The organism is Giesbergeria sp. (assembly GCF_028686475.1).
In the GTDB taxonomy this organism is placed as follows: domain Bacteria; phylum Pseudomonadota; class Gammaproteobacteria; order Burkholderiales; family Burkholderiaceae_C; genus Simplicispira.
Genome location: NZ_JAQUCA010000007.1, coordinates 22,247 through 43,294, shown reverse-complemented (window position 1 = coordinate 43,294; position 21,048 = coordinate 22,247). Strand labels below are relative to the sequence as shown.

Genomic DNA, 21,048 nt, shown 5'->3' with positions numbered 1-21,048 from the left:
GGTAACTAAAGAAAAATTTCTGTGTTTTGTATTTTTGGTCTGATTGTGGAGAATTTGTATGTCTAAAACGCCTTCTGTCAGCGCTTCTTCAGCTATCACCACAGCCAGTAGGCGCAAATGGTTGTTGGGCTTACTGGCCTTGGGTTCGGTCAGTGCAAGCACACTCGCTGCCAAGCCCCCAGCCATTCCAATCGACGTTTGGAAAGACCCCAATTGTGGCTGCTGCAAAGACTGGATAACCCATTTGCAAGCCAATGGGTTTACGGCCAATGCCATTGACCGAGGCAACAATGCCGCACGGGCACGGTTGGGGATGCCGCAAAAATTTGCTTCTTGCCATACGGCGTTGGTGCAGGGCTATGTGATCGAAGGGCATGTGCCAGCAGCGGATATTGTACGCTTGCTCAAGGAACGCCCACAGGCTTTAGGTCTGGCTGTACCGGGGATGCCGCTAGGTTCACCGGGGATGGATGGAGCTGCCTATGGTGGTCGCCGCGATCCATACCAAGTGTTGTTGGTGCAGAAAGATGGCTCATCGGCAGTCTTCAACAGTTATGCTTGAAGTGGGAAAGGCTGAAGAACTGAAGGATGGTACATGGCAGATGGCGAAGCAATACTGGTGCTTGGCCGGGGCATGTGGTGTAATGACATGCACTCACAACTTTGTAGCTGATAGAGGATTGCCAATGTTGGGCGTGCCAGATAGTTTTTCTACACGGAAAAATTTAGGTTTGACTAAATTGAGGCTACGGACACTTTCCTACGGGTTGTGTAGCGACAAAAAATTTTATCCGACTGGCAGCTAGTGTAAAGTTGTAGTCTAATTCTAGCTAGCTCTCTTCAATCTACCTTTGAATGATTCAACAGCACATCTGGAAACAGCTTTATAGAATGAAGACCCATGCGGTCTATCTAGAGCTATTACTCTCTGAGACGGAGGGAATTGATAGAGGAATAAAGATATTTTTGGCTCTTATTTCTACTGGAAGTATTGCTAGTTGGGCTATTTGGAAAGAGGCTCAATTTATTTGGGCTTTTCTTATCGCTATTTCTCAAGTATTGAATGCGATTCTTCCATATCTTCCATACAAAGAGCGGATGAAAGCTCTTTCGGCTCTCGCGAGAGAACTTGATGAGCTTGCCATACATACAGAAATTAAATGGCTAGAAGTGGCTGCTGGTGAACTGACTGAGAAAGAAATGAGAAAACTGCATGCTGATATGCTTACAAAAGCATCTAGCGCTGCACAAAAACATTTCCCTAACAATTCTATCCCAAATGATCCGGTTTTAATGCAGAAGGCAGAAACAACTGCCACCAAATACTTAGCATCTCATACTGAAGGAGAAAATAGTGAGTAATAAATCACCAACTAGCCAAAGCCAAAACCCGCCGATACATCAATCACCTTCGCGCACTCCTTTAGCAGATCGAAAGCTTCCTGAGCCTCAAAAAATACCACCAATGCCAAAAGTCAATCCACCAAAAGGCTAATTCAAAAGGTAGAGCGTGTTATGAAATCTCAAAAATATCTTTTTAAATCAATAAGCTACGAAGGTTGGAAGCATGATCAAGTTCCAAAAATCTCAATAAAATCAGCTAATTGCGATAATTTCATAACACGCTCTAACCTGGAATCCGGCCATGAAAAAAGCTCTGATCATCGGAATCGACAATTACCCAAGCGCCCCTTTGTCTGGCTGCGTCAATGACGCCAATTCCATGGCAAACGTCCTTGAAGCCAATGGAGATGGTTCTCCCAATTTTTCCGTTCGCTTGATTACTGCTTCAACCAATCAAGTATCCAAGCGGGAACTCAAACAGCAAATCGAAGAACTGTTTTCCGGAGATAATGAGACGTCGCTTTTCTATTTTGCTGGGCACGGGTGCCTAACCTCTGTCGGCGGATATATTGTTACAAGCGATGGCATATCGTATGACGAAGGTATTTCAATGAATGAGATACTTCAGTACGCCAACAAGTCAAAGGCAAAAAACAAAATCATAATTTTGGACTGTTGCCATTCTGGAGCTCTCGGAAGACTTCCCGACATTCAGGAAGATCGCTCGCTACTTGGACTTGGTCTCGTTGTTCTTACCGCCTGTAGAGACTCCGAAACTTCTGCTGAAGTCGGCGGCAATGGCGTATTCACATCGCTCGTTGTAGATGCCCTTCAGGGAGGTGCCGCAGACCTTCGTGGCTTTATTACACCCGGTAGCATCTACTCGTACGTAGATCAGGCATTGGGGCCATGGGATCAACGCCCCGTTTTCAAGTCCAACATTACCGCCTTTACATCACTTCGAAGAATCAATCCACCTCTCGCAACGGAAGACCTTCGGAAAATATGTGCTCTATTTTCGGATGCTGCCGAAGAGTTTGCACTAAACCCGACTTACGAAGACACCGACCCATCGGCGGTTCCTGAGCATTGCCAGCAATTCAAGATTTTGCAGAAATATAACCGCGTTAATCTGGTGGTTCCTGTAGGTGAGGAGCACATGTACTACGCAGCAATCAACAGTAAGAGTTGCAGGCTAACGGCGCTGGGCTACCAATACTGGCGACTTGTAAATGAAAAGAAACTTTAAATAGGAGACTACCAATGACAAATACCTACAATCTGTTCATCAGCCACTCGTGGGCATACAGTGACGCATACGAAAAGCTAATTGGGTTGTTGGACTCGAAAGGTGGCTGCTTTCCCTATAAAAACTACTCTGTGCCACAAGATGATCCAATACATAACGCCCCTAACCAAGCTGCGCTACGCGCGGCTATTGAGCGGCAAATTAAGCCAGCAAGCGTTGTTCTGATATTGGCCGGTGTCTACGCAACATATAGCAAGTGGATCAATGTCGAAATTGAAATTGCCGCACAACTTGGAAAGCCTATCATCGCAATTGAACCTTGGGGTTCCGAGAAAACATCGAAGGTTGTAAAGGATGCAGCCGACAAGATTGTCAAATGGCAGACGGATAGCATCGTCAATGCCATTCGCGAGGTAGCGTGAGAAATCTAACCCTCCGCTCAAGCGGACGGCTTCCAGCCGCCGTTTATCCTGTTCGTTAGACATTAGTAAAACGGCATGGACTATTTCAGTGATCGTGAAAATGGGCTTCGCGTTTGTGCAAGTGACGATGTATCGCCTCAGGCCTGGGGCGGCATTGTTGCGCTCGTTCAAGGTAGCGTGAAGTCCGGGGCATTTGCCTTGAGGTTCCCTAAAAGCTGCCCCGACGGAATGGGCACGATCGGAACGGACGAGACGACATTCGAGCTTTCGGTTAAGGCAGAGATTCCGGAACTGAATTGGCCCCTCCAGACAACAGAGGATGAAATCGACGGGTTTTCGATTCACCGTGTTCCGTTTGCACCTCAAGCGCATGTGGTGATGGACCTCGTCGAATTTTGCTTCAGAGCAATTGCAAAGCCTGTTCAGGGTAGTTATCACAAGTTCTTTCAGCACCATCACCTGTCCTTCGAAGAAGATGCTGGCAAGCAAGAGTTTCAGGAGGCGGTCAATCGAATCTTTGCAAGAAACGGGTTGGCGTATCGGCTTACTCCGAATGGCAAAGTCGAGCGGCTCGTGCCAACGATATTGCGGGAGTCGCTTGTTCCTCGTGTATTTAGTACAGGTGACATCCTGCTCGACAAAATGCTGGAAGAGGCGAGACGTAAGTTTCTCAGCCCAGACCTCGCTGAAAGACGCGTTGCGCTTGAACGGCTTTGGGATTGCTGGGAGCGAATCAAGTCGGCGGAAAACCCATCAAACAAGAGAGTTGCCGTAGAGATGTTGCTGGCGAAGGTCGCACCAGAAGCCGAGTTCAGGGCGGCGCTGAATCGTGAAGCCAATGAACTCACAACGATCGGAAATTCGTTCCACATTCGGCATTCTGAAGTCACTCAACAACCGCTCAAGGAGTCGCGTCATGTGGACTACCTGTTTCACCGCCTGTTCTCCCTAATTATCCTCCTCTTGCGAGAGTAAGGTGATACCGACGGTTGTTTTGATTCTACGCTCGTTAAAAACCGAGTTTTATTTTTACCGGTGTTTCCAAAGTAGGTTTTGACTTTGGTTTTGCGCTGGGTACTTTTGGCGCTGGTAGAGGTTCGTTTTTCCGACTATGCTGCTGGCTTTGGGTGGCTGCCGTGTGTAGGGTTGTGCTCTAATGCAGCAGTCAACTGGACTGTCTCCACGCCCCGCATTCCGACAGCCAACTAATTGCCATGTTATATGACATTGAGTAGAAAACAATTGTTTAAAGGAGTAAACTATCTCGATCATTATATCCAATAAAAATACATGGCCAACTGACGTATCCGATTTCTTGGAGGCTAATTCGAGCAAGTTTGAAGGTTGGGAATGCAATTGCTGCACATATAAAAAAACACATGAATATGACCTGGTAGTTCAAGAATTTCGAGATATTTTGAGAAGGTATTCTCTAATCGGATACCATTGCACAAAATTAACAAAGTCGGAAATTGAAAATATCCAAGTCAATGGCATGATTATGCAAAATGCAACTTCATTGAATTTAAGAATAGACCAGCTTCTTCATGCTGGCTTAGTTGATTATGAAGTCGCGCAATGTCTAAAGGCCGTAAATCAGGCAAATGACAGCAATCGTGCAAATATGCTGTGGTTTTGTTTTTACGAGCCTTTTTTAGCTGGGGAATCTGGGATCGGACGATTTTTCAAGTCGTGGGGCGGGGAAGCACTTTACAACTCACATGAAGATGATCCTGTGACAGGAGCTGCGCTGTGCAACATAGGTATTCCATGCCTTATTAAAGCAAATGTTCCTATTGCCTCAATGAAAGATAGTGTATTTCCTGATGGGGTGATAGCTAGGGAATTTTTATCACATCGAGGGCATCAAGTTGAAACTTCGACGCGCTCTCAAGGCTACAGCACTAAAAACATTTCAGTGCAGAATATTATTGAAATAATCGAGCATCCCAGTGCGAGATTTATAGAACTTACAAAATGCGAAGCATGGAAGCGGTATGTCATATAGCAATTCGATAAAATGGATCGCGCCACCAGTCAGTGGTTCTGAAGTTTTTATTAAAGTTTGCTTGGCTTGATTCAGCGATGTGCCATTTTTCTAAAAAAAGCTGGTGAAGGTCAATTGAGTCAATACTCCAGGTAAAAATCGCTTAGGTGGGCTTCATTCACTTCTTGGGTTAGAAGCCCGATCAAATCAAACTCTGCACCTCAAAGCCCACCACAGAGCGTTTTTCCTTGCTGAACTCCACACCAATGAGGTGAATTGGCTCACCCCGCTGGCGGTACTTTTCCGCATAGCCCCGCTGCACAATTTGCTCCAGCGCCTTGCCTTGGGGTACCAGCTCCACCACCTTAAACTCGAAAAGATAAACATGGCGATTGAACAGCACCGTCATGTCGATTCGGCCTTTGTTCGTCACATCCTCTAGGCGAATATCCAGCCCCAAGGCGGCAAAGTGGCTGTAAAAAATGCTGGCGTAATAACCCTCGTACTGTGCGATGGGATTGTTGCGATACCAGTCGTTGGGGATGCTGGAAAAGAAGGCGGTGAACAGGGTGTTCAAGCCGTCAAAGTCGTTGGCTTGCAGTAGTGCATGAAGCTGACCTGTATGTTCCAGCATGGCCCCAGCCTCGGGCAGGTAGCGGCGCAGCATGGTTTCATTCAAACCGGCGCGCACCTCTAAATTGGGGTAGCGCAATCGGTAGCGCGGCTGTACCCCCAAGTATTGCACCTGATCGATGGTCAGATAGCCCGACTGGAACAGCAAGGCTTCGGTACTCATATCGTCCACATCGAAGCTGGACAACAAATTTTCACTGGCCAGCATGTGTTCCAATGCAGGCATGAAGGTGCGCCGCTGTGTAAGTACGTCTAGCAAGAAGGTTGGCGTGCCCGTTTCAAACCAATAGGGTCTAAATTGGCGCTTTTGCAGTAGCAGCAACACATCAAAGGGGTTGTAAATGCCTACCCCATCCCAGTTATAGCCGTTGTACCAAAGGCGCACTTGCTCCCTGTCCAGTCCTGGTAGTTCAGGTGCAAACACCGTGTCCACATCTTCGTCGGTATAGCCGCACAGCGAGGAGTAGGCACTATCGAGGGTGATGTCATTGAGTTGGTTCAATCCCGAAAACAGGCTCACCTTGCTGAACTTGCTCACCCCCGTGAGCATGGCAAAACGGACATGGGCATCTTGGCCCTTGATGACCGAATAGAGATTGCGTAGACCATCGCGCATCTCACGGGCGATGTCTGGGTGGGTGATGTTGTCCAAAATCGGTTTGTCGTACTCATCGACCAGCACCACCACTGGCTCGCCGGTTTGTTGATGGGTCTGTTGCAGCAGATGACCAAACAAGCCCGCAATGTCTTGGTCTTGGGGTACAGCGATACCCAAGCGGGCATAGTTCTCTTGCAGCAGCAAGCGGATACGGGTGTCGAGTTCGGTGCGGCTGTGCAACACGCCATCGGAGAAGCTGATACGCACCACGGGCCAGCGCTGCTCCCAGTTCCAGTGCGAATCGGCGTGCAGCCCGGCAAACAGTGGGCGGTTTCCTTCAAACAACTCGGCAATGGTGTCCAGGAGCAGGCTTTTGCCAAAGCGGCGTGGGCGGCTCAAGAAATAGTAGGAGCCTTGTTCCACCAGTTGCAGTATCTGGGGTGTTTTGTCCACATAGTAGCAATTTTGCTGTCGCAGCTTGGCGAAGGTCTGGATGCCGATGGGCAGCTTCTTGCGTGGCAGGGTGGTGGTGGCATGGCTCATGGGTGAGATTGTGGCAGTTGTGCTGGCACAGCGCATCCCCTGACCGCAATGGCGCGGCAAATGATTGATTTTAAAAGCAATTTTTCGATTCGCTACAGATTGTCCACTTTTGAGCATCTTTTTTTGCCCTAAGATAAGTAATCATTATCTTAGGGCTATAGGTCAAAAAATGGCCCGGAGAGGTGTATAGAAAGGGCCAGCCCTCCTGCTCAAGCAACGGCGAGTACCGTCCTTGCCCAAGGTGGGCCTTGCATGAGTGGCTCCAGCACCTTGCACCTCAATAGTTATGTCACCAACCGTCATCTGGCTTGAAGGTGGCGGCAGCTCTAACGAACGCGCTTGCGTTTCCGAGTTCTCAGATGTGGTGGATGGCTGCCAGCACATGGCGTGGGTGCTTAGGGTGTGGCGTTGTTTTATTCAAAAATTTGCATAAATATGCAGATTCCTGCATAATCAGAAAATGAAGCCACTCCGATTCATTGACTCCAGCCAAAAAGATTTGCGTGCAATGCCTGCTGACGTGAGGCAGGCTTTGGGTCTTGAGCTGATGACCGTGCAATATGGCGGTGAGCCTAGTGACTTCAAACCTATGCCCAGCGTGGGTGCAGGCGCTTATGAAATCCGCTACCGAGACACGGCTCATGGGGCATTCCGTGTGGTCTATGTAGCCAAGCTGGCCGATTCGATTTATGTACTGCACGCTTTCCAGAAAAAAGCGCAGAAGACACCCAAGCCTGACATTGAGTTAGCGGCACAGCGTTACCGGAAACTGATAGGAGCACTCTAATGAACGACGATACCATCCAAATTACCGAAAGCAGTGGCAATGTCTTTCTTGACTTAGGCTTTGACCCAGCAGAAGCTGAAGTGATGAAGCTGCGCGCCCAGGTAATGATTCGCACAGCCCAACAACTCAAGGCACAAGGCTGGACGCAGGCCGAGGCAGCCCGCCATCTTGGCATTACGCAACCGCGCGTGTCGCGCCTCATAAAAGGCAAAGTGGAGGATTTCAGCCTCGACATGCTGCTGATGCTAGCAAATCGCGCGGGATTGCATCCGCAGTTGCAGTTTGCGCGTTGACTGTTTTTTTGCAAATTGCAGTCACCTGCAAGCGCAATGCCGATCTGCACCGACCGGCCAAATTTGGCCGGTTGATCGCAAGAGCCTCAAGTTATAGCCCAGCGTGGCTCAAAATCTTTGCCACTCTCCTTCTTGTGCGCGGCAATCTCCGCCAGCACATCCCGCCAGCGGCCCGCCTTTGATTCCCAATCGCTCCGCCCCGCAAATACTCCAGCGCCGCAGGCACATTCCGCAACACATAGCCGCCGAGTTCTTCGCTGGGATCGCCCACCTGTGGCGGAAGTGCCTCGTCCCATCCATCGAACACAGGCCACGGCACCAGCAGATGTCCGCCGCTGCTGTGCTGCACCCGTACCCAGCCAGAGTCGTCTTGCAGGGCGATGGACGGCCATAGCTCAATGTGATAACCTTGAGCCATCTTTTCAGTTGCTTTCCCTTCACTTATCTTCCTCATGGCCTACCGGCAACGACTGATCAACGCAGTTCTATTCTTTGCGAAGAACGTGAAGTATTGCGACAAGATCAAGCTCTTTAAGCTGCTCTACTTGCTCGATTTTGAACACTTCCGGCAGACTGGGAAGTGCGTGACTGGGTACGACTATCAGGCTTGGAAATTTGGGCCAGTCCCAGTGGACTTGATGGAGGAATGGGAGCAGCTGGAACCTGATCTTGCCCAAGTCGTCTGCATCCTGCCTGAGCAAATAGTGGACTATGTTCGGCATACCGTAAAAGCAAAAGACGGTGTAGAGTTCGACGACAGTGAATTCACTCCGCGCCAATTGCGTATCATGACTGAACTTGTGGATAAGTATAGTGATACGCTGTCCGCCGAAATGATTGATGTCACCCATGCACAAAACGGTGCTTGGGATAAGGTTTGGCAAGGCGGTAAAGGCGCACATCAGCCGATACCCTATGCGCTTGGTATAGCTGATGACGCACCAGAGAAATCGATCCTTCTTGAAGTCGCAAAAGAACAGGCTATGCACGAAGCATCGCGGGCAGCAGAGTATTCCTCTACGAACTGATTTAGCGGCAATGGCTTTCTTTAAGGCTAACACCCTGTCATGGTCAAGTTTTTTCGGACAGAAAGATAAGGAAAAAAGCGGGTTAGTGGGTTTGCGGGAAAATTGTAGTGCCAAGTTGTTCAAACTCGTTAGGAGAAACATAACCCAGAGTTGAATGCAGCCGCTGGGCGTTGTAGAAGTTGACGATGTAGTCGGCAATGTCGCGCTGTGCCTCGGCGTGGTTAGCGTATTGGCCTTGCCAAACGCGCTCCATCTTCAGGCTCAGAAAGAAACGTTCGCACACGGCGTTATCCCAACAATTACCTTTTCTGCTCATGCTTTGCTCCAAGCCATAGGCTCCCAGCAGTTCAGTGTGCGCTTGGCTGGCGTATTGGCTACCCCTATCGGTGTGCATGAGCAGGCCCGGCTCGGGCTGACGCGCGCCAATGGCCATACGCAAGGCATCACAGACCAAAGACGCTTGCATATGTGGAGCCATCGCCCAGCCAACCACTTTGCGCGAGAACAGATCGAGCACCACGGCCAGGTAAAGCCAGCCGCTGGCGGTGCGCACATAGGTGATGTCGCCCACCCAAGCGCGGTTGGCCTGCTCGGGATGGAATTGGCGATTGAGCACATTCTCAGCCACGGGCAGCTGGTGTTTGCTGTCGGTGGTGTGGGTGAACTTGCGCTTCCAACGCGCCCGCAGTCCATGGCGGCGCATGAGGGCACGCACCTTGTAGCGCCCTATGGCGATACCTTGGCGCTTGAGCGCAGCACGCAGTCGGCGCGAACCATAGGTGGTACCACTGGCAGCAAAAATCGCCTGCAATGACAGGGCGTGCGCGCACAGGGGCGCTTTGGGCGCAAGGCTGCGCTGGCGTGCGCTATACAGGCCAGAGCGACTCATGCCAAAGGTGCGGCTCAGTTGTTTCATATTGGCCTTGCTCGCCGTGAGTAGGTTTTGCATCACCTGATCTCGCGGGCGAACAAGGCCGAGGCTTTTTTTAGCAGTTCGTTGTCCGATTTGAGCTGACGAAGCTCTTTTTCCAATTCACGGATACGCTGGTGCTCAGCGGTGAGGGGCTTGCCTATGCCGGGGCGCCCGGCCAGTTCCGCATCGTATTGCTGTAGCCAGCGGTGGACGGCGCTGGTGGTCAAATCCATGTCTTTGCAGACTTGGCTAACGCTCAGGCCCTGCTCTCGAATCATTTTGGCTACTTGCAGCTTGTAGGCTGGGTCAAAGTGCCGTCGTGTTTTTTGGGTCTCAGATGTTGTCATGTGCTCGACTCTGGGGTGGGGCTTCTTGCCTTATCTCCGTGTCCGATTTCATTGAACCACAACACACTATGGCTTGATTCGCGGTACTATCTCAATCAAGAAACAGGTCGGTACATGCCTAAGTATGTACTAATCATAGCGACCAGCCCGAATGGGAATGATGCGCTATCGGCGGTACTCACCTCTAAAGCGAACGGACTACGTGAAGAACCCGCCTGTGATCCTGGGCCGCCTCGGGCTGGTTACTACATTGGAGTGCCGGGAGGAATTCTGTATAAGCCCACATGGGTGGATTTCAGTAGTGTGAAAGACCAAGATGACTTCGAGTTTAAGGAGCTGATCGATAATGGTCGGATAGCATCTACTGAGATTGCTTTATCCAAATTTATTTTCTACGGTATCCTGTGCTGCCTAAGTAAATCGGAGGATATTAATAACCGGCAGCATAAGTGGCTGGCTGCGACGATTGCAGCCCAAGGTCGCGTTTAAACTATACTGTAAGTATTGCTCGTCACGAGTGACACTTGTTTTTTGGCTAATCGATGCCAATCTGGACTGCTATTGCCAGCAGCACCTAAGCCAGACGTTTTATACCATGTACCAAGGAAATTCGATTCCCACCACCATCACGGCATTGAGCCAATTCGACGCACGCCTGACACCGATTGCCCGCTTTATCCAGCGCGAAGGTCATGCCGACATCCCCCTAGAACACCGAGAAGACGGCCAGCCCATAGGCTACTGGTGCAGCAACTGGCGCTTTCGCATTGAGACGGCCATTGATACCATTCCACCAGAGCAAATCGAGAGACTGCGCCAGATAGGCTTTTTGCGCGATCAACCGCCGCCGCAGTTAGCTGTACCGGCACCAGCGCCTGTAGCAACGATGGCCGAGCTGTTCAGCACACTGCACAAGGCGCAAGAGCAGCCCGCACCAGAAGAAAATTTTGGGATCTTCGAGACATGGTTGAAACCAGAAAAAGAGCCAAAGCAGCAGGAAACTTGGACATTGCCCGTGGGTCGCTTGCGGTCTATCCATAGCGACAAGCCTTTGCCCAAAGTTTCGGTCAAGAAGCGGCGCTGGGGACAGGTGCCGACACAGTGAACCTTCCCAAATCAAGTACCGGCCAAATTTGGCCGGTCGTTCAAGAGGCGAAGGCGACTCTCCTTGCTTGCCCCCAGCCACCCTGATTCGCTCAAGAAAATCGTCGATTGGCACAGCATTCACCAAAATTTCGGCTGAAAAATAGGATGCAATTAGACTTTTGCCTTTTGCAAGCTGTGCCAACAAGACACCATCACACCAGCCATCAGGCTTCATCGCTGGATTACTCGATAATCCAATACAAGCCTTGCTCCCATAGACTAGAGGTAGTCAATATCGGCATAGTTCTATTTACAGATTCAGGCCCAGTCCTAGAGTTTTCTAAAAGCATGAATAAAATCAATTCCTTAGATGCCGATGTATTTTGGGATGATGTTTATCAGCAAATACAAGAAATTGAGCAGGCAACGCGACTACTGTTAGAAGCGAAAGTCTCTACAAAAGATTTGATTGCTTTTTTATCGAGAGACAGATGGGAAGGAGTTCAATACTCGCATCACCGAACTATTCCTATTGAGGGTAGGACAGCGCAAGGAATTATTTTTCACTTAATGCAAAAATTTGTTTTTCCACTATCCAGAAAAAATAAAGGATAAAAATTGAGCCGCAGCTACCGTAAAACACCGATCTTCGCTTTTTGTGGAAACTCAGAGGCGTTCGATAAGCGCCAGTGGCATAAGCGCTGGCGTACACATCAACGAAATCAGCTTGCGACAATCACGCAGGCTAACTGCGACATTGTGCCCATCCATTACCGCCAGGTTTCTAATCCGTGGAGCATGGCCAAGGACGGCAAACATTGGTTTGGCCCAGCCAGCCAGCAAAAAGTAGCGCGTAGCACAGCCAGCCGACGAGCAGCCAAGCGCCCATTGTCCGAAGTGTTGGCACTGCAAGCAAGGTTGCTTGCGAAATGGAACTACAAATAATTTTCCAGAATCGGCAGCATTTGTTCGGCAGGCGATGTGCCTTTTGTGCTGCAATAGCGCTTTTGCAATCTACCACACACTTTCATGCAACCTAATTCCCCAGAATTTTTTTCTCTCCCCTATGCGGAAGATATTTTGAAGTCAGGGGACACGTCACGCTGGCTGAAAAATGCACTCAGCCAGGCGTTAGAGCGCGATCCGGTAGATGCTTTGAACGACGCAGAGTTTTTGCTCGGCGTGCTAGAGAAATCACCCGAAGCCCTACCGCTTCCATCAGCCATCGATGTGCTGGCCGCACCAGCAGGGGGCTACTCGTACTGGCTGCTGGACAGGCTCAAGGAAGCGAAAAAACGCGATCATCTTGATCTTCTAATGGATGTAGAGTTACTAATTGGAGTGCTACAAAATCGGGTTGATAAAATCATGCAGCCGCATATTCACTAAATTTGCGCTAGGCAAAACACACCAAGAAAGCGTAATCTTTCAAAGTTGAAATGGTTGAAAAATCGGTCATTCTTGGGGTATGTCATACCTCCAAGAAATCGCCTCTCCACAGAAAAAGCGTCGCAGCATTCGCAAAGTTGGCGATTCTGCACAGTACGCACTGTTGCCATCACCTGCACTTGCGCCTGCACCGCAGGATGGATTGACGCAACAGCAGTCTGCTCTTGCCAACACCAGTTTAAATGGTGTCATACAAGTTAATGCCTATGCTGGGACTGGGAAAACATCCAGCCTGACAGCCCTTGCTGCTAACAATCCCAGCAAAAAGTGCCTCTACATCGCCTATAACAAATCGGCGCAGCAAGATGCAGCTACTCGCTTTGGCCCTAACACCCGATGCACTACAGTGCATGGTTTAGCGTTCGGTGCTGTTGGAAAGAAGTACGCCCACAAACTCAACAATTTGCGCGCCATTGACATTATCAATCGCGCCCAATTGGGCTGGAACTGGGAGTTTGCGGGTGCCGTACTGTCCACCATCACCGCTTGGACGGTCAGTGACTGGGATCAATTTCCAGAATTGCCATGCAGCGTTGAGGGGCCGATTTATGGCGACCTCAATCTGCTCAAAGAAATCGCCAAAGTAGCAAAACAAGTTTGGTACTGGATGTGCGATCCGAAAGACGAAATGCCCATGACCCACGACGGCTACCTCAAACTCTATCAGCTGAGTAAGCCCCGTATTCTGTGCGACTTGCTGATGCTCGATGAAGCCCAGGATACAAACCCGGTCACATGGGCTATCGTTCGTAGCCAGCAGCATTGCCCCATTGTTGTAGTGGGCGACCGCTACCAATCAATTTACAAGTTTCGTGGTGCCATCAATGCGATGGATAGCACTAACCCAGATTTATCATACCCGCTGACACAAAGTTTCCGGTTTGGCCATCGCGTTGCAAATTTAGCATCTAACTTGCTGCGCCAGTTTTGGCTAGAGTCCCGACCAGTCGAAGGGCTTGGGCCTGATACCACTTTCAGCCCACCACCACCAGATCAGCCATTTGCATTGATCTGCCGCACCAATGCACTGGTATTTTCTCATGCAGTAGAAAATTTGCACGCTGGCAAAACATTGGGCTTTGTGGGCGGTGTAGCAAATTATGGCTTTGATAAGCTGCTCGATGTGCATTATCTGGCAACTGACCGAAACGATTTAATCAAAGACAGGTTCATCAAGAAATTTGATTCAATTGTCGATTTTTTTGAATATGCAGAGAAAAGCAAAGACTTTGAGGCTACCCGCCAACTCGACATTGCATCTGAATATGGTCAAAGTCTGGAGCATTTGATTCCACAAATTTACAGGGCAGCAAAATCCGATCTATCAAAAGCGGAAATCACTTTGACCACAGCCCACCGATCTAAAGGAATGACAGTAGATCACGTTGTTTTAGCGGATGATTTTCCAGAAATATTTTCCGCTCAAGGTAAGCCCTTGCCCGAAGAAGAATTGGATCGGCAAGAAATCAACCTGCTGTATGTGGCTGCGACTCGGGCTAGGCGCACTCTGGCGCTGAATTCAACAGCCCGACAGCTTGCACGATAAATTACAGGCGGACACATCATGTTTTTTGTGCAGGCAAGAAACAACCAGATAGTAGAAACCAATGTTTGGGAGGGCCATGACTACTCAAACAGATTTTGTTTCCTATCAAAGGCCGAAGATCACTGGCTTCTGCTAATTCCTGAGCGCCTAAATTTCGCTCTCGATGAGATTTGGGCTGGCAATTCGGCACTAATCGAACGATCAAGGCACGAGGAAGATTGTATCGATATTTTGTTCCCCAATGATTCAGAAAAGCCGTTCAAAATTTCCTTGGACTTGGGCTTAGTCGATAAAAAAATAGTACCGGGTGATTTCATCATGACTGTCTGGTCACGCCAAGGCGGACTAGAAATTAAGCTCAATTGCCACATTCGAGCCAAAGGTAAAAATGCAGCAGCCATCGATAACACTGCCTGTTTTGCTTAGAAAAGCAGGAAAATTTTGCATTCATATTGGAGCTTCACAGGAAGTCAGAAAGGCTTGGAAGCAAGATATTGATAGCACCCCACCGCACTTGTATGCTGATCTGCACGATTACTTTGATTGGGCAATTGCAAACACGCCAGCGGCGAAGCGGGAAGTTCCTCAGTTAGCTGAAAAGATTGATTCCACTTCACCAGAGATAACAACGTGGATGGATGCAGATAAGGCCGATCAGCGGCATTACTGGAATTGCCCCCAGTGCAAGAAGGTGGAATTACAAAAAATTGGAAGCAGGTGCGCCGAAGGGCAAAAATTGCACGATGCTTATATTGAGATGGCCTTCAAAGAAGGACGATTCAAAACCTCAAGCTGCGTTAAAAAGCCAAGTAATAGCGGAGTCGATTGGTCGGTTCATGCCAAGTGGCGCAAAGCGTATCAAGCCTATTACTCACACTATTGTCATTGTTCATTGTGTAAAACTGCTGGCAAAGGTCATAGTAGCCGCTGCGACGAAGGAGAAAAACTATATGCAATTTATCAGGAAGCAGAAAACAAAAATTATTAAACCTCAACTGTGAAATAAACTAATAAAAACTCATTTTCAAAAAGTGGGTTTGCTTTTTCCACCTAAATGGAGATGTTTTCAAAATGAAAAAATTTGATAAATACTTATTGAAACTGTCATTGTTGATAGGCTTGAGTGCTTTTGGTTCAGCACATGCAGAATTTACATCTTTACATCAATTGCCCAAAGTTTATAAACTATCTTTACCACTGATAGGTTTTAAGGATCAGTTTGCTCCTAGTGGCATACCAGGCTGTGTCATGGGCTATCCTGAACTGCGTAGTCGTTGTGCAACTGTTGAAGGTGGATTTGGTTTTATTTTGAAAGGTTACACATCTTTTAACGAGTTCAAAGTTTATATTCCCGCATCAACTACTTTTTTTGGCCTTTCTGGTTATCTTCCTCAAGGAGAAAAGTACGCAGTAGTTGCTCGAATGGGGACGACTCCCGATCGTACTACTTCATTAACTTTAGATGAATATGAAAAAGTAAAACGCACACAAAATATAAATACTGATTTTTATCGTCTCCAAGCTGGTGAGGAGATGATATTTGTTCACGATGGTGGTGGTAATATCAGTCTTTCGGGCACCGCACGACTGACTAAAAATCCTGTTCAAACAGGGAAATGGCTGTATGTTCGGGTTCTTAATGGTGGGTCAATTTATAATCTAACAAGTGTTTATGAAGTTAATTTAGATCAATACCGTACTGCTTACAATACCTTAAATTTTGGCACTGATGGCGATCCAGTAGATAGAGGCACTGCTCCTACAGTTCCCGTACTACCGGGCGTTGCACAAATCAAGGATAATGTACCCACTACCAATTCCAATGGAAATTTGGTTTTGAATTTCACGCTCAAGCGCCCTGCAACTGAAACCGAAGGCACAAACCGAACTAGCTTCTGGATTGCAGCTTATGTACCAGCAGGATTCTTGCCTGAAGAAGCGTGGTTTTTCTTGACACCAGGCGGGTGGCAACAACTGACCTCGACGAACCCCTACACTGTGGCCTACCAAAATTCTCAGGCCGCCCAGCCAGAAAAAATCTTTAATATCTCTACAGGACTATCTGCTGCTGACTTGCGCCATTTCAATGCCCAATTGCACTTTGGTTACATGGGTAATGATGGTCAGTTGAAGGATATGGGGGTAATTTGGTCTGGTAATTGATTTGGCCTAGCGCGAGGCTTGGGATGCACTAGCTGCACAAGCATAGGCCACCACGCACCCAGCCAAGGTGGGGGCGCTCCTCCAGAACAACCGGCCAAATTTGGCCGGTCTTTTTTTGGCAAAGTCGGACACCGGATTGGCAGACGGCTGCACCAGGGTCGAGCAGCATTCCCGTATGGCGAAATTTACAGGCAATCAAGCATCGACCCGTGCAGCAATTTTGCAGAATCGGGAATTCTTTTCTAAATTTTAGGAAAAAAATTCTAAATTCCCGAAAATTTTAGTGAAGGTCATCAAAACAAGCTAGGCTGATTGCTCCTGCTGGCTTCGGCAGCCAAAACATCCCCAAGTGCAGCCTTGCTCAACCCATCCACCCGCACACTCCCAGCAAGCGCAAGGGCTGCGTTTGCGCCAGTCTGGTGACAAGCACATATAATTGCAATTATGTTTGGTTGGATCACTGGAAAGAGGTTGCTGCCATGTCACAAATTACACTCTATTTGGACGATGCCACACAAGTGATCGTCACGGAAGCTGCCAAAGCACAGGGAGTTTCTAAAAGCCGCTGGGTGGCCGACATCATCCGAAAATACGCTACCCAGGAATGGCCCCGAGACTGCTTGGCGTTGGCGGGACGATTTCCCGATTTCCCATTGCGTGATGATGAGCTGGCTGCACAGCAACCAGCAGATGTGCCGCGCATAGGTTTTTGATTGGTGGCTATGCTGATTCTCGATAGCAACACCATCAGTTATTATTTTCGGGGTGACCCGCAGGTAGTGCCACGCCTACAAGCTCTGCGACCTGCCGATGTGGGCGTACCGGCCATTGTCGAATACGAACTACGGTATGGCCTGCTGCGCTTGCCGCAACAGGCAGCGGCTCCACGTCTGGAAGCGTTAGCGCAGTTGCTACGGCCTATGCAACTTTTGCCTTTTGACAGCGAGTGTGCTAACCACGCCGCTCGCATCCGTGTTTCGCTGGAAGCGCTGGGGACACCCATTGGCCCACACGATACGCTGATTGCCGCTACTGCTCTACGCTATCAGGCCACGCTTGTGACCCGCAATGTGCGTGAATTTTCCCGAGTGCAGGGCTTGCACTGGCAGAACTGGCACGAAATTTGTTAATGCAGACCCGTATTTATCCACAGAAAAATTATTTGCCATAAGGCTGTTTTTAGCAACTTCGCGCCAAAACTAACTTCTGCGTAGCCCTAGTGGCCCCCACATACAGCAGCCGTGCTTTTTCCTGTGGATCGTTTTCGTCGCCTGACTCTGTAGCGCTGGCATCCAGCAGGGCCACCACTGGAAATTCGAGTCCCTTGCTTGCGTGCAGTGTGAGAATGTGAACATGATTGCCGTTCGGAGAAAATTCGCCTGACCTTTTCCGAACTTGGTGCGGGATTTTTTGTCGCTTTAGGGCTTGGGCGCAGTCATCCATGCCACGCCAGTTGCGGCACAGCACGGCCATATCGCCCCATGCGAAACCTTCTGCATGAGCTTGTCCCAGCCATGCGGCTACTTGTTCCGCCAGTTGACGCACAGTAGGCTCCGCAATGACCAAGGGTTCCGGGCCATCGCGCCCACAGCCAACTGGAGCAATTGTCGGAATACTGTCTTCGCCGCTGTCGTGGGCGGTGAGCAAGTCAGCCGCTAACAAGCTGGCAGCGCGAAGAATTTGTTTCGTGTTGCGGTAGTTAATTTTGAGGATGGTGCTTCGGCCTTGGGCTTGGATACCCACACTTTTGAAGCTAAAGTTCTGGCGGCGTTTTTGGTAAATGCTTTGGGCATCGTCGTAGAGCAGCAGCAAACTTTGTGTCTCTGGATCAACCATGCGGGTCAGGAGTTGCAGCCACTCTGGCGCAAAGTCGTGGCCTTCGTCGATCAAGATGGCGTGGTACTGCCCACTCGGGATGCGCCCGTCAGCTACGGCATCAATCACCCGTTGCACCATATCCGTGAAAAACGCATCAGCAGGTAATCTGCTATCGGGTAATTCCTGCTTAAATTTCACCAGTTGCTGGCGGCACCAGCGATGGAAGTTTGCCGTTTGTATTTTTTGCCCAAGTCTCTTGGCATGAATCGTGGCCCCCAGCTTCACTGCCAGTGGCTCGTTGTAGCACAGCATCAGAATGGGCTTTTCCACTGAACTGGCTTGGGCCAAGTATTCGGCGCGGTAGTTCAGGATCATGGTTTTTCCAGAGCCTGCAACTCCGTGGATGATGCGATGGCCAGTGCCCAAGCTGCGGGCAAGCTGTTCCTGCTGTAAGTCCATCACCCGCAAAACATCCGGCACTTCGGCTTCAGCGTCCGATTCATCGAAAAGGCTGGTTTGATCTGGTATCCGTATCTGAGGGAACATGATCCACCGCACACGGTCTATCTGCTGTGCGCTCAATGGCTGGCCGTGGTGGTACTCAAACATGCCCCACAGCCGTGTTTGCAATGCTTCTGGTTCTACGGCTTCACTCATTTCATCAGAGCAGAGAACCCTGTGGGGTTCCAGCACAGCACCTAGTCCAGCTTCCGTGAACTGCTTGCGCGAGATGTTGGACAGCACCACACCGCAACTCCATGCAAAGGCCACCTTTCCTTGGTGCGGCCCTTCGCCATATACCAACTGTTGATCTCGAGCGAGCGTATTGACAACTTGGTGGGCGTACTGCCGAGCTTGGAGCATGGGACTCGCAACGGTTTTGATGTGCCCATCGACCGTAATTTGCCAAGCATCTTTGTCGGCTTTGTGCAGCGTGGACAAGCGCCAGTCTTTCACTTCCAAGATCAGCAAACCCCATACCGGATGTAGTACCACGAAGTCTGGATGCAACTGCTTTGCTCCAATCGGTACGTCGTACCAGATGAGGTACTCATCGCTAAGTTTCTCCCCGGCACGTTCTGCAAAGCGGCGTTCGCCGCTGGTCATGCGAGGCTTGCAAATGCTCAATGCGGGGATCAGGGTAGCCATGTGGGGTGCAGTGCTTGGGAGAAAGCGCAAATTTTTGCTGAATTTTGTAGAAAAACTTCTCTTTCGGAAAAAATTCTCTGAAGTTGCTGACTATTTTTTTTTACAACTTTGAGGATGCACCGTTATCAGCGCAGAAAGCTGCTTATCCCACCCAGCCTAAAAGCAGAGGTATGCTTGACAGATTTGATAGCAAGCAACTGCTGCTATGTCAAAAATTACACTTCATCTTGACGAAGCTACACAGGTGTTCGTCACCGAAGCCGCCAAGGCACACGGAGTTTCCAAAAGCCGCTGGGTAGCTGACATCATCCGCAAATATGCCACCCAAGAATGGCCCCGAGACTGCTTGGCTCTGGCGGGACGATTTCCCGATTTCCCATTGCGTGACGAGGAATTGGCTGCACAGCAGCCATTAGATATGCCACGCCATAGGCTTTTGATCGGAAAAATCTGTCCAAATCAAAACAAGCTAGGTTGATTGTTCCCACTGGCTTCGGTAGCCATGCCCCTCCCAGACACAGCCTTGCTCAATCCATCCACCCGCACCCCCAACAACCGCAAAGGCCGATCCAGCGGTGCCCGCTTCAGCGCCAGTCCCGCTGCACGCCGAATGGTGGTCGCATCGTTGGTAGGCGACGGCAAACTGTGGTTGCGGGTGCTGGTTTTGAAATGGTCATCGCGCAGTTTGATGCCCACAGTTTTCCCTGCATAGCCTTTATGTTGCAAGTCTGCCGCTACCTGCTCACACAGCCTTGTAAAAATCTCCCCCAATGCGGCCTTGTCGCGCACAGCATGGAGATTGCGCTCGAAGGTAGTCTCGCGGCTCACGGTGACTGGTTCGCTGGCTGTGACGACTGGGCGATCATCGCGCCCCCAAGCGGCATTGTGTAGCCAAGCACCGTAGCGCTGGCCGAAGTGGTCAAGCAGCTTATCCAAGGAGCGGGCAGCCAGTTCTCCGATGGTGTGGATACCCAAGGCTTGCAGCTTGGCATCGCTTTTCGGCCCGATACCGTTGATTTTGCGGCATGGCAGAGGCCAGATCAGCTTTTCTAAATCCTCGGCATAGACGATGGAAACGCCATTGGGCTTGTTGAATTCGCTGGCCATCTTGGCAAGCAGCTTGTTGGGGGCCACGCCCACGGAGCAGGTCAGCCCAGTAGCATCAAAAATTCCCTGCTGAATACGCTGGGCCAGTACCTTCCCGCCTTCGATCTGCCCATCTGGAGCTTCGGTGAAGTCGATGAACACCTCGTCGATGCCCATGTTCTCGATCACTGGGGCCATCGTAGCAATCACGGTCTTAAACGCACGCGAGTAATAGCGGTAGGCGTCGAAATCCACGGGCAGCAAGATGGCATCTGGGCAAAGTTTGGCAGCTTTCATCAGGCCCATTGCCGACCCAACACCGAATTGGCGTGCTGCATAGGTGGCCGTGGTGATAACACCGCGCCCGGTATAGTGTCGCAGTCTAGGGAAGGCTTCGGGTGGAATGTCGCTGGTAGCAGTGGCTTGGTACGCCTCTGGTAGCAGCGCGAACCCGTGGCTGCGCCGCGAGCCGCCAATCACCATTGGCAAGCCCTTGAGTTGCGGATAGCGCAGCAACTCCACGGAGGCGAAAAAAGCATCCATGTCTAGGTGGGCGATACGGCGCTGTGGGGAGGGCATGGGCTTGTCTTGAGGTAAATGGCCATCA

25 protein-coding genes are annotated in these 21,048 nt (G+C 49.9%); 21 read left to right on the top strand and 4 right to left on the bottom strand.

The features are described 5' to 3' along the window. Positions 1-58 precede the first annotated feature (58 nt). The 6 genes from PHX60_RS06695 to PHX60_RS06670 all read left to right on the top strand — a co-directional run bounded on the left by PHX60_RS06695 (position 59) and on the right by PHX60_RS06670 (position 5,023). Positions 59-562, top strand: coding sequence for a DUF411 domain-containing protein (locus PHX60_RS06695; RefSeq protein WP_300076076.1), 504 nt, complete (start codon positions 59-61; stop codon positions 560-562). A gap of 293 nt (positions 563-855) precedes the next feature. Beyond that, a complete protein-coding gene (locus PHX60_RS06690) occupies positions 856-1,362 on the top strand; it encodes a hypothetical protein (RefSeq protein WP_300076074.1) in 507 nt (168 codons plus the stop codon). Between the two features lie 283 nt (positions 1,363-1,645). Next, entirely contained in the window at positions 1,646-2,593 is a 948-nt protein-coding gene (locus tag PHX60_RS06685) for a caspase family protein (RefSeq protein WP_300076072.1), read from the top strand. A gap of 14 nt (positions 2,594-2,607) precedes the next feature. Further along, positions 2,608-3,015, top strand: a complete 408-nt coding sequence (locus PHX60_RS06680; protein WP_300076069.1) for a TIR domain-containing protein — start codon at positions 2,608-2,610, stop codon at positions 3,013-3,015. Positions 3,016-3,090: 75 nt separating this feature from the next. After that, a complete protein-coding gene (locus PHX60_RS06675; protein ID WP_300076067.1) occupies positions 3,091-3,990 on the top strand; it encodes an AbiJ-NTD4 domain-containing protein in 900 nt (299 codons plus the stop codon). A 340-nt stretch (positions 3,991-4,330) separates the two neighbouring features. Continuing rightward, on the top strand, positions 4,331-5,023 hold the full coding sequence (locus tag PHX60_RS06670) for a hypothetical protein (RefSeq protein ID WP_300076065.1): 693 nt from the start codon (positions 4,331-4,333) through the stop codon (positions 5,021-5,023). Positions 5,024-5,204: 181 nt separating this feature from the next. Here the strand turns inward: PHX60_RS06670 and PHX60_RS06665 are convergent, their stop codons facing one another. Beyond that, positions 5,205-6,776, bottom strand: a complete 1,572-nt coding sequence (locus tag PHX60_RS06665; RefSeq protein ID WP_300076063.1) for an ATP-binding protein — start codon at positions 6,774-6,776, stop codon at positions 5,205-5,207. Between the two features lie 460 nt (positions 6,777-7,236). Between PHX60_RS06665 and PHX60_RS06660 the strand changes: the two genes are divergently transcribed. From PHX60_RS06660 to PHX60_RS06650, 3 genes are all read left to right on the top strand, one after another. Continuing rightward, the gene (locus PHX60_RS06660; RefSeq protein WP_300076060.1) at positions 7,237-7,563 is read left to right on the top strand and encodes a type II toxin-antitoxin system RelE/ParE family toxin; all 327 of its coding nucleotides are present in this window, start codon (positions 7,237-7,239) and stop codon (positions 7,561-7,563) included. Continuing rightward, on the top strand, positions 7,563-7,856 hold the full coding sequence (locus PHX60_RS06655) for a helix-turn-helix transcriptional regulator (RefSeq protein ID WP_300076058.1): 294 nt from the start codon (positions 7,563-7,565) through the stop codon (positions 7,854-7,856). The genes PHX60_RS06660 and PHX60_RS06655 overlap by 1 nt, the downstream gene beginning before the upstream one ends. A gap of 452 nt (positions 7,857-8,308) precedes the next feature. After that, entirely contained in the window at positions 8,309-8,884 is a 576-nt protein-coding gene (locus PHX60_RS06650) for a Panacea domain-containing protein (protein ID WP_300076056.1), read from the top strand. An 82-nt stretch (positions 8,885-8,966) separates the two neighbouring features. Here the strand turns inward: PHX60_RS06650 and PHX60_RS06645 are convergent. Further along, a protein-coding gene (locus PHX60_RS06645; protein WP_300076054.1) for an IS3 family transposase occupies positions 8,967-10,144 on the bottom strand; the annotation gives its coding sequence in 2 pieces (ribosomal slippage) (positions 8,967-9,862 and positions 9,862-10,144; 1,179 coding nt in all). 303 nt (positions 10,145-10,447) lie between these two features. Between PHX60_RS06645 and PHX60_RS06640 the strand changes: the two genes are divergently transcribed. The 11 genes from PHX60_RS06640 (at position 10,448) to PHX60_RS06590 (ending at position 17,518) form a co-directional block, all read left to right on the top strand. Beyond that, the gene (locus PHX60_RS06640; protein ID WP_300076052.1) at positions 10,448-10,633 is read left to right on the top strand and encodes a hypothetical protein; all 186 of its coding nucleotides are present in this window, start codon (positions 10,448-10,450) and stop codon (positions 10,631-10,633) included. 106 nt (positions 10,634-10,739) lie between these two features. Continuing rightward, on the top strand, positions 10,740-11,249 hold the full coding sequence (locus PHX60_RS06635) for a helicase associated domain-containing protein (protein ID WP_300076050.1): 510 nt from the start codon (positions 10,740-10,742) through the stop codon (positions 11,247-11,249). 146 nt (positions 11,250-11,395) lie between these two features. Continuing rightward, entirely contained in the window at positions 11,396-11,845 is a 450-nt protein-coding gene (locus PHX60_RS06630; RefSeq protein ID WP_300076048.1) for a DUF3037 domain-containing protein, read from the top strand. A gap of 3 nt (positions 11,846-11,848) precedes the next feature. After that, positions 11,849-12,175 (top strand): hypothetical protein, encoded by a 327-nt coding sequence (locus tag PHX60_RS06625; protein WP_300076046.1) that lies wholly within the window; start codon positions 11,849-11,851, stop codon positions 12,173-12,175. 84 nt (positions 12,176-12,259) lie between these two features. Continuing rightward, the gene (locus tag PHX60_RS06620) at positions 12,260-12,619 is read left to right on the top strand and encodes a hypothetical protein (RefSeq protein WP_300076044.1); all 360 of its coding nucleotides are present in this window, start codon (positions 12,260-12,262) and stop codon (positions 12,617-12,619) included. 79 nt (positions 12,620-12,698) lie between these two features. Further along, the gene (locus tag PHX60_RS06615) at positions 12,699-14,225 is read left to right on the top strand and encodes a UvrD-helicase domain-containing protein (RefSeq protein ID WP_300076042.1); all 1,527 of its coding nucleotides are present in this window, start codon (positions 12,699-12,701) and stop codon (positions 14,223-14,225) included. Positions 14,226-14,243: 18 nt separating this feature from the next. Continuing rightward, complete coding sequence (locus tag PHX60_RS06610) at positions 14,244-14,651, top strand: hypothetical protein (RefSeq protein WP_300076041.1); 408 nt, start codon at positions 14,244-14,246, stop codon at positions 14,649-14,651. After that, positions 14,614-15,213, top strand: coding sequence for a hypothetical protein (locus PHX60_RS06605; protein WP_300076040.1), 600 nt, complete (start codon positions 14,614-14,616; stop codon positions 15,211-15,213). The genes PHX60_RS06610 and PHX60_RS06605 overlap by 38 nt, the downstream gene beginning before the upstream one ends. Before the next feature lie 83 nt (positions 15,214-15,296). Beyond that, positions 15,297-16,388 carry a hypothetical protein gene (locus PHX60_RS06600; protein WP_300076039.1) on the top strand — a complete coding sequence of 364 codons (1,092 nt, stop codon included), beginning with the start codon at positions 15,297-15,299 and terminating at the stop codon, positions 16,386-16,388. 479 nt (positions 16,389-16,867) lie between these two features. Further along, positions 16,868-17,101: a CopG family transcriptional regulator gene (locus tag PHX60_RS06595; protein WP_300076038.1), complete on the top strand. Its 234-nt coding sequence runs from the start codon at positions 16,868-16,870 to the stop codon at positions 17,099-17,101. Positions 17,102-17,110: 9 nt separating this feature from the next. Continuing rightward, complete coding sequence (locus PHX60_RS06590) at positions 17,111-17,518, top strand: type II toxin-antitoxin system VapC family toxin (RefSeq protein ID WP_300076037.1); 408 nt, start codon at positions 17,111-17,113, stop codon at positions 17,516-17,518. A gap of 49 nt (positions 17,519-17,567) precedes the next feature. On the opposite strand, the gene PHX60_RS06585 is transcribed toward PHX60_RS06590, so the two are convergent. Continuing rightward, on the bottom strand, positions 17,568-19,355 hold the full coding sequence (locus PHX60_RS06585; RefSeq protein WP_300076036.1) for a 3'-5' exonuclease: 1,788 nt from the start codon (positions 19,353-19,355) through the stop codon (positions 17,568-17,570). A 205-nt stretch (positions 19,356-19,560) separates the two neighbouring features. On the opposite strand from PHX60_RS06585, the gene PHX60_RS06580 reads away from it, so the two are divergent. Then, a complete protein-coding gene (locus PHX60_RS06580; protein ID WP_300076035.1) occupies positions 19,561-19,833 on the top strand; it encodes a CopG family transcriptional regulator in 273 nt (90 codons plus the stop codon). Here the strand turns inward: PHX60_RS06580 and dinB are convergent. Beyond that, positions 19,815-21,020, bottom strand: a complete 1,206-nt coding sequence (gene dinB, locus PHX60_RS06575) for a DNA polymerase IV (RefSeq protein ID WP_300076034.1) — start codon at positions 21,018-21,020, stop codon at positions 19,815-19,817. The two genes, PHX60_RS06580 and dinB, sit on opposite strands and share 19 nt — an antisense overlap. Between the last annotated feature and the right edge of the window lie 28 nt (positions 21,021-21,048).

Coding starts and splice junctions, on each gene's coding strand:
- PHX60_RS06695 (WP_300076076.1), top strand. CDS start 59: ATGTCTAAAACGCCTTCTGTCAGCGCTTCTTCAGCTATCACCACAGCC.
- PHX60_RS06690 (WP_300076074.1), top strand. CDS start 856: ATGATTCAACAGCACATCTGGAAACAGCTTTATAGAATGAAGACCCAT.
- PHX60_RS06685 (WP_300076072.1), top strand. CDS start 1,646: ATGAAAAAAGCTCTGATCATCGGAATCGACAATTACCCAAGCGCCCCT.
- PHX60_RS06680 (WP_300076069.1), top strand. CDS start 2,608: ATGACAAATACCTACAATCTGTTCATCAGCCACTCGTGGGCATACAGT.
- PHX60_RS06675 (WP_300076067.1), top strand. CDS start 3,091: ATGGACTATTTCAGTGATCGTGAAAATGGGCTTCGCGTTTGTGCAAGT.
- PHX60_RS06665 (WP_300076063.1), bottom strand. CDS start 6,776: ATGAGCCATGCCACCACCACCCTGCCACGCAAGAAGCTGCCCATCGGC.
- PHX60_RS06660 (WP_300076060.1), top strand. CDS start 7,237: ATGAAGCCACTCCGATTCATTGACTCCAGCCAAAAAGATTTGCGTGCA.
- PHX60_RS06655 (WP_300076058.1), top strand. CDS start 7,563: ATGAACGACGATACCATCCAAATTACCGAAAGCAGTGGCAATGTCTTT.
- PHX60_RS06650 (WP_300076056.1), top strand. CDS start 8,309: ATGGCCTACCGGCAACGACTGATCAACGCAGTTCTATTCTTTGCGAAG.
- PHX60_RS06635 (WP_300076050.1), top strand. CDS start 10,740: ATGTACCAAGGAAATTCGATTCCCACCACCATCACGGCATTGAGCCAA.
- PHX60_RS06630 (WP_300076048.1), top strand. CDS start 11,396: ATGCAATTAGACTTTTGCCTTTTGCAAGCTGTGCCAACAAGACACCAT.
- PHX60_RS06620 (WP_300076044.1), top strand. CDS start 12,260: ATGCAACCTAATTCCCCAGAATTTTTTTCTCTCCCCTATGCGGAAGAT.
- PHX60_RS06615 (WP_300076042.1), top strand. CDS start 12,699: ATGTCATACCTCCAAGAAATCGCCTCTCCACAGAAAAAGCGTCGCAGC.
- PHX60_RS06610 (WP_300076041.1), top strand. CDS start 14,244: ATGTTTTTTGTGCAGGCAAGAAACAACCAGATAGTAGAAACCAATGTT.
- PHX60_RS06605 (WP_300076040.1), top strand. CDS start 14,614: ATGCAGCAGCCATCGATAACACTGCCTGTTTTGCTTAGAAAAGCAGGA.
- PHX60_RS06600 (WP_300076039.1), top strand. CDS start 15,297: ATGAAAAAATTTGATAAATACTTATTGAAACTGTCATTGTTGATAGGC.
- PHX60_RS06595 (WP_300076038.1), top strand. CDS start 16,868: ATGTCACAAATTACACTCTATTTGGACGATGCCACACAAGTGATCGTC.
- PHX60_RS06590 (WP_300076037.1), top strand. CDS start 17,111: ATGCTGATTCTCGATAGCAACACCATCAGTTATTATTTTCGGGGTGAC.
- PHX60_RS06585 (WP_300076036.1), bottom strand. CDS start 19,355: ATGGCTACCCTGATCCCCGCATTGAGCATTTGCAAGCCTCGCATGACC.
- PHX60_RS06580 (WP_300076035.1), top strand. CDS start 19,561: ATGTCAAAAATTACACTTCATCTTGACGAAGCTACACAGGTGTTCGTC.
- dinB (WP_300076034.1), bottom strand. CDS start 21,020: ATGCCCTCCCCACAGCGCCGTATCGCCCACCTAGACATGGATGCTTTT.